Source organism: Bradyrhizobium sp. MI1.10, assembly GCF_055811035.1.
The window spans coordinates 26,328-38,312 of the sequence record NZ_JBVVPN010000001.1 but is presented as its reverse complement, the minus strand read 5'-3'; the positions used below and the strand labels follow the sequence as shown (position 1 = coordinate 38,312).

The following is an 11,985-nucleotide window of genomic DNA, read 5'->3' as shown; positions in this document are numbered from 1 at the left end:
GGACGTTACCAACCGACGAAAGTCAAGAGCGGCAAAAACCTCGGACCGAACACGTCCGCCATGGATGGCCAGACCACCGCCAACCCATTGCGACCAGCCGCAGTTCCGATAATGTGCTCAGTGATGGATCACGCAACCCCAAACCTTCCCTCGCGAGACTTCGAAATAACTGCGAAGTTCTACGAGGTGCTCGGCTTCACGGAAGGCTTTCGTGATGAGGGATGGATGATCCTCAAGTGCAACAGCCTTGTTATGGAGTTCTTCCCCGATCCCACCGTCGATCCAGCGAGCAACGGCTTTTGCTGCTGTCTGCGACTCGACGACTTGGATGCATTTTATACAAGCTGTACTGCGGCAGGAATCCCTCAGACCCACACAGGTGCACCACGCCTGCATCGGCCGGTAGTGGAGGATAGTGGCCTCCGGATCGGAGCTCTGATCGATCCGGACGGCACGTTGCTTCGCCTCATCCAGAATCCGAAGTAAACGGCGGATGAGGTCGGCTTGTGGCCCTTAGCTGGGTTGACGCGAGCAGCCGGTCCAGGATCGCTTGTGACCCGTTGCTGACTTCGCAAAAGAAGTTACGATAAGTCATGACCCAATGGCGGCCGCAGTCCATCATTCGAGTTGTCGCCCTTGGCTTGCATTGGCGCGCCGGACGCTTGTTGGCAGCCGAAGTCCGAGATGACGCAGGCCAACTCGAAGGTGTCCGCCCGATCGGCGGAGGGGTGCATTTTGGTGAGCGTTGGCAAGCCGCGCTCGTCCGAGAGTTCGCCGAAGAACTTGGCGTAGGCATCGTTGTTAAGGGCACGCCGTTCGTGATGGAAAATATCTTCATTCACGAGGAAGCGCCCGGTCACGAAGTGGTATTCATCAGTGAGGTCGAGTTTGTCGTCGACGTATATGAGGGAAAGGACACTATTGATTTCCGGGAAGAAAGCGGAGTGCTGGGGGTGGCACGCTGGTTTGACCTCACGGCGCTCGATCTTGATGGCGCCCCCAAGCTCTATCCTTCGGGCCTGAAAGACCTGCTGGTGGAACGCGGAACGGCCAACCCGGTACGAGCATCCTAGTTGGGCCGACACCCGGTTATGGCCCATCAGCGAAGTGGCGGCGGCGTTCCACGAGGTCCGCTCACCGAGGCATGGCGGACCAGATTTGCTCACGTTGAGTTCTTCGCATTGTGACCCACTGCAGTCATAAAGATTGCCGCCACACCAAGGAAATGGCAGTGTTCGCGAGTGACTAAAAAAGGCGAGCACTCAGTGATGCAGGCTATAGAATACAGATCAAGCCGCGACATTTCACTCAACGCTTTACTCTTGCTCTACAAGGCGAACGGTTGGTCCGCCGCTGATAAACCAGATCTGTTGCGCAAGGCCCTCCTCAACTCAGAGACACTAATCTCTGCGTGGGAAGTCGAGACTTTGGTTGGGTTGGGAAATGCCATCTCCGACGGGCACCTGGTCGTCTATTATCCCCATTTGCTAGTCCTGCCAGAGTACCATGGGCGAGGCATCGGTAAAGAAATCATGCAGCGGCTCAAGCAACATTACTCAGGGTTTCACCAGCACATGCTGGTGGCTGAGGCAGCCGCAGTAGAATTCTACGAACGGACGGGGTTCGTCCGAGCAGGGAAGACCGTACCGATGTGGATTTACTCTGGAGATGATCACTGAGCGCCAGACGCGCCAACGTCTGAATCTGGCCCCGTTGCTGACCCCCGCTCGGAGAGCTGCAACATCCGCTTCCGGTAGGTGAGTCGACCAAGGTGAAGCAGTCTGCCAAAAGCAGCTTGTGTGACCCATAGCAGATGGCGGGATCGCCCCTACGGCTTGGCGACAATAGGTGCGGTTTCGGCCGGCCGCTACCGCTGACGACTAGCTGCTCGCGTTCCTCGAAGCGCTCTGATTATGCTGAACAGCATGGCTGAACGGTGCTACCCCAGCACTTCTCTCGCCATCCGGGTAGCTCGTACGATGGATATTAGCAGTTGCCATGCAGTTCGGTGTTGAGGCCGCCCCAGCGTTCGCCGTTTGTGTAGACGCATTCGATGGCGCCGCTCTGGCTATTGCGGCGAAAGAGCAAGCCTGACCGACCTGACAGTTCCTTTGCCTTCACGATCTTGCCCTCGGGGGTACGTACCTTGCTGCCTGCGGTGACATATAGCCCGGCCTCCACGATGCATTCGTCACCCAACGAGATGCCAATCCCAGCATTGGCGCCAATCAGGCTCCTTTCGCCCACCGAGTTGACCTGTTTGCCACCACCAGACAGCGTACCCATAATGGACGCGCCCGCACCTACATCGCTATTGCGGCCGACGATCACGCCTGGTGTGACACGCCCCTCAACCATGGACTCTCCCAGTGTGCCGGCGTTGAAGTTGACGAAGCCCTCATGCATCACTGTGGTGCCAGGCGACAGGTGTGCGCCCAACCTAACCCGGTCGGCATCCGCAATGCGTACGCCCTCGGGAATCACATAGTCGGTCATGCGCGGAAACTTGTCGATGGAAGAAACCTGCAGGTGGTGCGCCTCGCTTTGCAACCTCGCGCGTAGCTCCAGCACGCGCCCAGGCAGCACGGGACCTGCCGAGGTCCAGGCCACATTGTTGAGCAAACCGAAGGCGTGTTCGAGGTTCAGTGTATTCGGCCGGAAGACGAGTTCGGATAGCAGGTGAAGCCGCAGGTACACCTCCTCCGTGCTGGCCGGCGACGCTTCCGGCGGCAACATGGTGATTGTAACGAAATCCCCTTCGATCAGCCCCAGCTTCTCGGCCGGGCAGTGGCGCGCAATGCGCTCACCGTTGCGCGGGTACCAGACGTCTAGCGTCTTGCCCGAAACTGTGTCGCGGTAGCGGTGCCCCGTTCTAGTAAAAATGGTCATGTCACGCTGATCTCGGGAAGTTGGATTTCATCGCTTTTAACAGCTTTGTCTCTGCCACCATGACACGACGTTGGCAATCCAAAGCAGCTTAATGGGTGTCCTCGGCCTGCCCCTGATCGGCAAATCTGACGATGCGGTGCAACACGCTCCGCAGTGCGAGGTCATTCGGATGGGACGCTGCTATCCCTTACCGCACGAGAGTCCGGTTCTGGCCCATCGGCGAAGTGGCGGCACCCCTCCACGAGGTCCGCTCAGCGAGGCATGGCGGACTAAATTTGCTCAGGTTGAGTTCTTCGCCTTGTGACCCTGAACGGACATTTGTGGTCGATTGATCCATCTCGACCTCAACAATAATCCTTAGACATTTACGCCCTAAAGTGGAGCCGCTATATGACGTAAAGCTTTCTGCGAGGTCCGATCATGGCGAGTTGGGTTCGAGCAATGATGCATGCGGCGTGGTCAGCGTCAGCGGCCGGCGCGGCATCGTTCGCTACCCTGTTCACGCTCGCTAACTTGGCGTTTGGGTTATACGAGGTCGGCGAAGGGCACACAAAGGTTGCGGACCTGCCGGGCGTCGTGGTGGGCGGTGCTACGACCTTTGTGCTCGCGCTACTTTTCAGTTTCGCTATTACCGTTCCTGTAAGCTTGGGCATAGGAGCCTGCGCATATCCATTCCGCAGTACAATTCGAGCTATTGATCATCGGGCGTTCGGTGTCGTTGGTTTCGTGGTTGGTACGCTAATCTGGCTCGGGCTGTCGTCGACCGGACCTGCCAGCAACTTGTACTTCGGATCATGGATTTCCGTCTTTGTCATAGGGGGCCTTGCGGGGTGCACCGGCGGGCTTTCATTTTCGCGACAGCTTCGCCGCGGTCAGGCTGAACGAGAGGCGCTTTCTGAGCTTGCTTGATAAGCCAAGCGATTAGTACGACTTCCGCTGTTGGCCCAACTCGGACCTAGGGTGAGGTGCGCAAATACAGCCGGTATCGGCGGCAGAGCGGACCTCACAGAAGTGCAGCGCGAGTTATGAGCAAATGTCCTAAGCGGCCGGCGCCTTCCAGCGCATCAGGCGGCGTTCCAGCGCCTCGAGGACCGCGTTGAAGGCGAGGCCGATCACGGTGATGGCCAGAATTCCAAAATACATCTGTGGGATCAGGAAGCTGTATTGGCTGTTAATGATGAGATAGCCGAGCCCGGATTTCGCGCCGACCATTTCTGACGCCACCAGAACCAGCATCGCGGAGGCACTCGCGAGGCGAATGCCGACGAAGATCGTCGGCAATGATGCCGGCAGAATCACCTTCCTGAATAGCTGGCTCGGCGTCGCCCCCATCGTCCGCGCAGACTTGACCAGCAGCGGATCGACCTGGCGAACGGCGGCGATCGTATTCAGCAGCAGCGGCCAGGCGCAGCTATAGACCACCATGGTGACCTTCGAAAGCTCGCCAATGCCAAGCAGCAGAATGAAAACGGGAAGCAGCGCAAGTGGAGCCGTGTTGCGCGCGATCTCGATGATCTGATTCAAGAAGTTGCCAAGCCTGGCATACCATCCGGTCAGCACACCTAACGGCACGAACAGGACAATGGCGATCAGGAAGCCGCTCAGGGCCCGAAGCAGGCTTGCACCGACGTCGTCATAGAGTTCACCGCTCTGCGCGAGCTGCCAGCCCGCGGCGATCACCTCGGAGAACGGCGGCAGGAACGTCACATCGATCAGTCCGATGCGCGGCGCCGTCTCCCAGACGGCCAGAAACACCAGCAGCAGCAGCGATCGTTGCCCGATGATGCCGAACCATCGCACCAGGCTGTTCCTAGCAGCGGCAACCGCACCGGGCCGTGGTCTGGCCCGGTGTTTCGGGCTGCCCTCGGCCAACTCCAGCAGCGTCAGGGCTTCCAGATTAGACATGAGCCAGCTCCTTCGCCTTGGCGATGCGCTCACCGTCCGATGCAGCCGTTTGGGAGCCCTGCGCCTTCAACACCTCGTCGCGCAGCAAGGACCACACCACGTGCCTGACATGCCCGAACTGGGGCAGCGAACGGATGTCCTCGCTCTCGCTGTGCAGCTCGTCGGGAACATCGATGACCTGCTTGATACGGCCGGGGCGCGAGGTCATCACCGCCACGCGCTGGCCAAGGACGACGGCTTCGTCAATGCCGTGAGTGATGAACAGGATGGTCTTTCCCGTGCTACGCCAGATCCGCAGCAGCTCTCCCTGGAGAGTTTCGCGCGTCTGTGCATCGAGCGCCGCAAACGGCTCGTCCATCAGGAGCACCTCCGGATCGTAGGCGAGGCTCCGAGCGATGGCGACGCGCTGTTTCATGCCACCGGAGAGCTCGTGCGGATAGCGGTCGGCAAAACCGGACAGTCCGACCAGATCGAGATAATGCAGCGCCCTCGCCCGCCGCTCCCTGGCTTTGAGACCGGCAATATCGAGCCCGAACTCGACATTCTGCGCAGCCGTGCGCCAGGGAAACAGCGCATATTGCTGGAACACGATGCCGCGGTCGCGCGCCGGACCTTCGATGACCTTGCCGTCGAGCAGGATACGGCCGCTGCTCGGTGTCGTCAGGCCGCCGAGCAGATCCAGCAAGGTCGACTTGCCGCAGCCGCTCGGTCCGACCAGCGCAAGGAATTCGCCAGCACGAACATCGAGGGTGATGTCGTCCAGTGCCGTAAATTGCTGCGCAGGCCCGCTATCCTTGCCGCGTACAGTGAACTCCTTCCGCACATGCTCGAAGCGGATCTTGGCCATGGTCATTTGGCCTCCGCAGTCTTACCGGGACGGAAATAATTGAACTCGTTCGTGTAGAGATCCGACGGCTTGAGCTGGTCCTGCTTCAACAAACCGTCCTTGACCAGCCAGTCGATCCAGACCTGGAGCTCAGCGTTGCCGATCAGGCCCCCCCTTGTCGCGACACCCGTGCTCTTCCAGTATTTGATCGGTGTCGCGTCCTCGTTGCGCTTGCGTTCGGCGATGATGCGCTCAAAACGAGCCCGAACCTTCTCCGATGGCGTCGTCTGCGCCCATTCGATGGCGCGCGACACGCCTTCAATCAGCTTGCGGGAGGTGTTGGGATTGTCCTTGATGAACTTGTCCCGGAGCACATAAGACCCGCCGGTGAAGTTCCCGAAGATGTCCGTATCCGCAAACAACCTGCGGATGCCACCGCGTTCCAGCGCCTTGTCGCGCAGCACGCCGTTGAGCGTGCTGACCTCGACCTGCCCTTGCCGCAAGGCCTGCTCGCCGGTGACGGGGGGAATCGCGACCAGCGTCACCTGCTTTGCTTCCGCCGGGGTCAGCCCGTTGCGCGCGAGGTACTCGCGCAGCACGAATTCGAGGTGCGCCCCCAACGTGTTGACCGCGACCTTCGTGCCGATCAGATCCCGGGCGGATTTGATCGGGCTGTCCTCCTTCACGTAATAGCCGTTGAAGGTGTTGTCGTCCGAGCCGTAGTAGCCGACAACCGCCTTGATCGGCGCCTTAGCGGCGATCAGCTTGATGATCGCGCCGTAGAACGCGCCACCGATGTCGATATCGCCGGTGACGACGGTCTGGATATCCTGCGGCCCGCTGATGGTGTTGCCGACCCATTTGAGCTTGAGGGGCGCGAGATAGCCGAGATCGTCGGCCAGCTCGATGAAGCTTACCTGCCCGGCCCAGCCCTGGTAGCGGATCTCGGTCTTTTCAAGCTGCGGCTCAGCGATGGCGCTGCCGGCCAGAGTTGTCAGACCGAGACCGGCCAAACCGAGTTGCCGGCCTCTCGCCCGCAGGCCGGCAGCCAGGCGACGCAGCGCAGAGATGGCGACCTTCATTGTGTTCACTCCCTTGCCCATTTTAGGCGGCCTTTGTCTGCGGCTTCGACGCCTTGACGCGGGTTACGCTGTGCCGTCCATCAATGCTCACTGGCACCTCGCCGTCGATTGTGGCGCGCCGGACCACGCGGTGCTGGTCGCCGTAGTCGTTCACGGCGTAGTGCTGGGTCGCTCGATTGTCCCAGATCACCACATCGCCTTGCCGCCAGTTCCACCGCACGGTGTTCTCGGGTGCCGTGATGTGCGATTGAAAGAGGTCGAACAGTTTCTGGCTGTCATATTTCGACAGGCCGACGAAGCGCTGCACGAAATTGCCAAGCACCAGCGTTCGCTCGCCGGTCTCGGGATGGACGCGAACGACAGGATGCTCGGTCTCGTAGACCGTCGCCGTGAAGACTTCCTCGAATTGCTTCCTGTCGGCGTCGCTCGCGCGGGTCTTGACCGCGTAGTCGTAGGCATTGCTATGCACCGCCCAGAGCTCGTCCGCGAGCTTGCGAAGAGGCGCCGGCAGGTCGGTGTAGGACGTCGCCGTGTTCGACCAGATCGTATCACCGCCGAACTCGGGGATCACGACGCCGCGCAGAACCGAGATCTTGGGATAGGCGTCAACGAAGGTCACATCGGTGTGCCACTGGTCGGCGCGGCCACCACCGCGCCCGGAATCGAGCTCCAGGATCGATGCCGTTCCGTTGGTAGCACCCACCGTCGGATGGGGCACCAGCTTGCCTAGCCGGTGGGCAAAGCGCTCCTGCTCGGCATCATCCAGATGGTTCTGGTCTCGGAAGAAGATGACCTTGTGCTCGAGGAGAACCTGGTTGATCGCTGCAATCGTCCGATCCGGCAGATCGCCGGAGAGCTTGATGTTCCTGATTTCGGCGCCGATGCGGGCCGACCGCTTGACGATATCCGAACGCGGAATGACGTTGTCGATGGTGATTCCGTCAGTCATGTCATCTTCCCCGAGACCGCGATCCATTTGGACAAGGCTCCGCCGTTCGCCGATCGCTAATGCGACGGCGGAGTGAATGCAGGTGATGTTGTGATCGATCCTCTTGCCGCATCGCCGTCCGCTCTGACGACGATCGCATCTGACGGGATCTTCCGTGGAGGCGGCATCAACGCAGCCTCCCGGTCAGTCCAACGATGCTAACTCAACGGCTTCGGAAATAGCTTCCAAAGTTGAAGGCAAGCGCGAAACAGATGCTCCCGCGGTTACAGCGTGTCCGGTTGTTATTTGCACATTGCTCTATTCAGCGGCGGCGATGTTTGGGAAACGCCAGACCGCCGACGCGTACAATGCGGGATCGAAATCATCGGCGATTGGTCCGTTGATCCGCGCTTCATGCGCCGGGAGATCGTCGATGAACAGATCCCGGCTGATCCGGGCGACGACGCCGGGGATATCGCGTTTGAAGCTCGGCACATCCCCAATCGGCAGGCCAAAACTGACGAACGCGGACGGATTGAAGACGTGAATGTCGCGGAGATAGGGCGCCCGACCGGGTTGCTTCTCCAGGAACTCGTGACCAGAGCCGAGATAAGGATGGGCACCCAAGCTATCGTCTGTTTGGTCGGCCGGCGGAGAAAAGCGGTCGCGCCACAGCAATATCTCGCCGGAGAAAGCAGCAAGTTCTGGCCGCCTGGCGAGATCGACCTGATAGCCGGTACCGGCGATGATGAAATCGAACGCAATATCGCCCGTCGTCGTGGTCGCGATCAGCCGCCGCCCGAACGGCTTGGCCGAACTCCATGAGGCTCCGAGATGAAGATTAAAGTTCGGGAACTTGACGGCGCGCGCAACCGCATCCGGGGGCGGCGTCGAGCCGGCGCGCCGGAAGCGGATGGCCTGATGCCAGCGAACGGCATCCGGCAGCGATGTGTAATTGTCATAGGCACCCGGATAGCCGCGCGTCCTGATGACCGGCTCCGATGCAAGCCGGTCACGACGCGCGAACAGATGCACTTCCCTCGCTCCGGCCTCGAGCGCTACCGCCGCAGCATCGAATGCCGAAGCGGCGCTGCCGATCACGGCGATCGACTTGTCCCGGAGCTTTTCGAAGTCAATCGCCTCCAGCGTATGGGCGTAAAGTTCCTTTGGCAGGTTTTGCGTGAGCACGTCGGGAATGAACGGACCGCCATTGCTCGGGAAACCGCTGGCAAGAACGACCTTGCGCGCCGTTTCTGTCGTCGGCTTGCCGTCGACATCGAGATGCAGGCGCAAATACTGTCCGACCGGCTCGATGCGGACCAGACGCGTGCGATAGCGCACCTCGATGCCGAGCGTCTTGCGGTACCAATCGAGATAAGCCGCCCATTCGATCCGGGGAATGCGATCCAGCGCGTCATAAGCGGCAGCACCGCGATGCGCTTCATACCAGGCCTGGAAGCTCAGTCCCGGCAAGCCGAGTTCGGGACCGGCGAGCCCTTTCGGCGTCCGCAGCTTGTGCATGCGCGCGCTGGTCAACCAGGGGCCGGACGACGCCGCGTCATTGGCCGCGTCAATCACCGTGACCCTGCCGATGCCGGCACGACGGAGCCCAAAGGCGAAGGCGCTGCCGGATTGCCCTCCACCGATGACGGCGACGTTGTGATCGATCCCCTCCCGATCAGACACCCAATTCTGCGGGTCGGGGCCGATCAGGCGCAGAGTGTCGCGAGCGGGTTGATCGGGATCGGATTGAAACATGCTGCACCTGGATTTGAGCGCGTCAGATGCTGTCAAATCGTAGAAGCGATCCACATTTCGTCAATGAAATGGAATCAGCTTTGTTCGGCCCGCCGCGCAACGAATTCGTTGCGGCGTCGCGTCTCGTCAAAATATTTGCGTTGAGGGCCGGACGTGGACTCGCCGATTCAAGCCGCAACTCGGCTTACGTGGCGGTCGAACGCGCGAACGACCCCTTGCAGCTTCATCTACATTCTGCAGTGCCATCGTTAGATTCATGCTTACATCGTTGCTAACAACGTAAATTCATTTCATCGACATTCGCGACGTCCACGACATAGAGTCTGCCCCGATCGGGCGACACTAACGGTCTGCTTGAAATCCTGGAACGGAAATGTCGGCGCCCGGCGTCATCAGCCTTGAACGAGACACACCCGAGCTTGCTCGCACCTACGAGCAAGCCGGCCTCCTTCAATTTCATCACGGCAAATTCCTCATTGGTCCGCTCGCCGTGAAGTCCGGCGACCGCGTGCTCGATATCGGCGCCGGCACCGGCCGCCTGACCGAGTTCGTCGCGGGACTTGTTGGCCCCGACGGCCGCGTGATCGGCATCGATCCCCTGGAGAACCGGATCGCCATTGCGCGACTGCGCGCATCGCAAACATTGACCTTCGACGTCGGCCGCGCCGAAGACCTTTCGCGCTTTGGACCTGCGGAATTCGATGCCGTCTACCTCAACAGCGTCTTCCACTGGATCGCCGACAAGCGGCAGGCGCTGCGCGAGATCGAACGTGTCCTCAAGCCGGGCGGCCGGATCGGACTGAATGTTCAGGACCCAACCAAGCCTCACGAATCCCGTACCTTGCGTCGGCAGGCGATCGAACAGGCCGGCTTCGCCGAACGGAGTGGCGAGGCGCAACGGGTGCTCGGAGCAACCGAGGATGAACTCAAGGCCCTGTTCACCGAGAGCGGCTTCGTCGATTACCGCAGCGACTTGCGCTCGCTGATCGATTTGCATGCTGACGTGAATTCGGCGATCGGATGGTCCGAAGCGAGCGCCTTCGGCAACTTCCTCGGCGGCTTTTCGCGAGCGGAACGGGCGGCGATCGATGCAGCTTTTGCCGTGCTGGTCGAGGCAAAGCGTACCCCCGAGGGCTTGCGCCTGGAGCGATATCTGCGTTTCGCCTTTGCGCGGAAACCGGCGTCGCAAACCACCCCTTCCGTCTCGTAGCCCCTCCGGCCCTCCCTCTGGATATTCGAGCCATGAGCAACCAACGGCAATTAGTTCTCAATCTCTTCATCTATCCCGGCGGCCACCACGAGGCCGCGTGGCGCTACAAGGGATCTGAACCGGACCGCATTCTGGACATCACGCATTATCAGGAGCTGGCGCAGCGCGCCGAGGCGAGCAAGTTCGACGCCATCTTCTTTGCCGATGGCCCGGCGCTGGCCGACAACGTCCGCTATGCCCAGCGCTTTCGCTTCGAGCCGATCACCTGGCTTGCCGCCATCGCCGCAGTGACGAAACGCATCGGGCTGATCGCAACCGCATCGACGACCTATACCGAGCCGTACAATCTGGCGCGCCTGTTTGCCTCGCTCGATCATCTCAGCCGAGGCCGCGCCGGCTGGAACATCGTCACCACCAGCGCGCCTCAAGCCGCGCAGAATTTTGGGCTACCCGAGCATCCACCTCACCACGAACGCTACGAGCGCGCCCGCGAATATCTCGACGTGATATCGCGGCTCTGGGACAGCTGGGAAGACGACGCGCTCGTCAACGATCCCGCCTCCGGCATCTTCGCCGATACAGCCAAGATCCACACGCTCGACCATGTCGGCAAGCATTTTCGCGTGCGCGGTCCTCTGAACATCTCGCGCACGCCGCAGGGCCGGCCGGTCTATGTGCAGGCCGGTGCCTCCGACGATGGCCGTGCCTTCGCCGCCCGTTATGCAGAGGCGATCTTCACGGCGCATCAGACGCTGGACTCGGCGAAGGCGTTCTATGCCGACATCAAGCGTCAGGCCCGCAGCTTCGAGCGCGGCCCAGACGAGATCAAGATTCTGCCCGGCATCAGCCCCTTCATCGGCAGCAGCCAAGCGGAGGCCGACCGACTTCAGGACGAATTCCACGCGCTGATCCAACCGGAGTATTCCCTGACTCAGCTGCGCCAGATGATCGGCGTCGATCTCACCGGCTACGATCTTGACGGTCCTGTGCCGCGTCACCTCATCGACACCGCTGGCGCGCGCGGCGTCGCCAGCCGGTTCAAGCTCGTCGTCGACATCGTGGACCGCGAGAAGCCGACCATCCGCCAGTTAGTGCAGCGCCTCGCCGGCGCACGTGGCCACTGGGTCATTGCCGGCACGCCGGAAAAGATCGCCGACAACATCCAGACCTGGTTCGAGAGCGGCGCGGCCGATGGCTTCAATGTGATGCCGCCGTGGCTCCCCGGCGGCTTCGATGTCTTCGCCGAGCAGGTCGTTCCGATCCTGCGCAAGCGCGGCCTGTTCCGCGAGGATTACACCGGCACGACGCTGCGCGAGCACTACGGTCTCGCCCGCCCTGCCAGCATCTACTCCAACGCGGTCAAGGCGATCGCCTGACACCGTTTCCG

Annotated in this window: 11 protein-coding genes; 5 read left to right on the top strand and 6 right to left on the bottom strand. The window is 60.9% G+C overall.

The window, feature by feature from the left end; genetic code table 11:
- Window positions 1-120: 120 nt before the first annotated feature.
- The 3 genes from AC0L3K_RS00185 to AC0L3K_RS00175 all read left to right on the top strand — a co-directional run bounded on the left by AC0L3K_RS00185 (window position 121) and on the right by AC0L3K_RS00175 (window position 1,679).
- On the top strand, window positions 121-486 hold the full coding sequence (locus AC0L3K_RS00185; RefSeq protein ID WP_473365431.1) for a bleomycin resistance protein: 366 nt from the start codon (window positions 121-123) through the stop codon (window positions 484-486).
- 107 nt (window positions 487-593) lie between these two features.
- On the top strand, window positions 594-1,073 hold the full coding sequence (locus tag AC0L3K_RS00180; protein WP_473365308.1) for an NUDIX hydrolase: 480 nt from the start codon (window positions 594-596) through the stop codon (window positions 1,071-1,073).
- A gap of 168 nt (window positions 1,074-1,241) precedes the next feature.
- Window positions 1,242-1,679 (top strand): GNAT family N-acetyltransferase, encoded by a 438-nt coding sequence (locus AC0L3K_RS00175; RefSeq protein WP_473365307.1) that lies wholly within the window; start codon window positions 1,242-1,244, stop codon window positions 1,677-1,679.
- Window positions 1,680-1,986: 307 nt separating this feature from the next.
- On the opposite strand, the gene AC0L3K_RS00170 is transcribed toward AC0L3K_RS00175, so the two are convergent.
- The 6 genes from AC0L3K_RS00170 to AC0L3K_RS00145 all read right to left on the bottom strand — a co-directional run bounded on the left by AC0L3K_RS00170 (window position 1,987) and on the right by AC0L3K_RS00145 (window position 9,388).
- Window positions 1,987-2,889, bottom strand: coding sequence for a DapH/DapD/GlmU-related protein (locus AC0L3K_RS00170; RefSeq protein ID WP_473365306.1), 903 nt, complete (start codon window positions 2,887-2,889; stop codon window positions 1,987-1,989).
- 1,038 nt (window positions 2,890-3,927) lie between these two features.
- A complete protein-coding gene (locus tag AC0L3K_RS00165; protein ID WP_473365305.1) occupies window positions 3,928-4,794 on the bottom strand; it encodes an ABC transporter permease in 867 nt (288 codons plus the stop codon).
- Window positions 4,787-5,647: an ABC transporter ATP-binding protein gene (locus AC0L3K_RS00160; protein ID WP_473365304.1), complete on the bottom strand. Its 861-nt coding sequence runs from the start codon at window positions 5,645-5,647 to the stop codon at window positions 4,787-4,789. Before AC0L3K_RS00160 ends, AC0L3K_RS00165 begins: the two co-directional genes overlap by 8 nt.
- Complete coding sequence (locus tag AC0L3K_RS00155; protein ID WP_473365303.1) at window positions 5,644-6,702, bottom strand: ABC transporter substrate-binding protein; 1,059 nt, start codon at window positions 6,700-6,702, stop codon at window positions 5,644-5,646. The genes AC0L3K_RS00160 and AC0L3K_RS00155 overlap by 4 nt, the downstream gene beginning before the upstream one ends.
- Before the next feature lie 22 nt (window positions 6,703-6,724).
- Entirely contained in the window at window positions 6,725-7,651 is a 927-nt protein-coding gene (locus AC0L3K_RS00150) for a TauD/TfdA dioxygenase family protein (protein WP_473365302.1), read from the bottom strand.
- A gap of 297 nt (window positions 7,652-7,948) precedes the next feature.
- Window positions 7,949-9,388, bottom strand: coding sequence for an FAD-dependent oxidoreductase (locus tag AC0L3K_RS00145; RefSeq protein ID WP_473365301.1), 1,440 nt, complete (start codon window positions 9,386-9,388; stop codon window positions 7,949-7,951).
- Between the two features lie 373 nt (window positions 9,389-9,761).
- On the opposite strand from AC0L3K_RS00145, the gene AC0L3K_RS00140 reads away from it, so the two are divergent.
- Both AC0L3K_RS00140 and AC0L3K_RS00135 read left to right on the top strand, forming a co-directional pair.
- A complete protein-coding gene (locus AC0L3K_RS00140; protein WP_473365300.1) occupies window positions 9,762-10,598 on the top strand; it encodes a class I SAM-dependent methyltransferase in 837 nt (278 codons plus the stop codon).
- Window positions 10,599-10,630: 32 nt separating this feature from the next.
- Window positions 10,631-11,974, top strand: coding sequence for an LLM class flavin-dependent oxidoreductase (locus AC0L3K_RS00135; protein WP_473365299.1), 1,344 nt, complete (start codon window positions 10,631-10,633; stop codon window positions 11,972-11,974).
- Window positions 11,975-11,985: the final 11 nt, after the last annotated feature.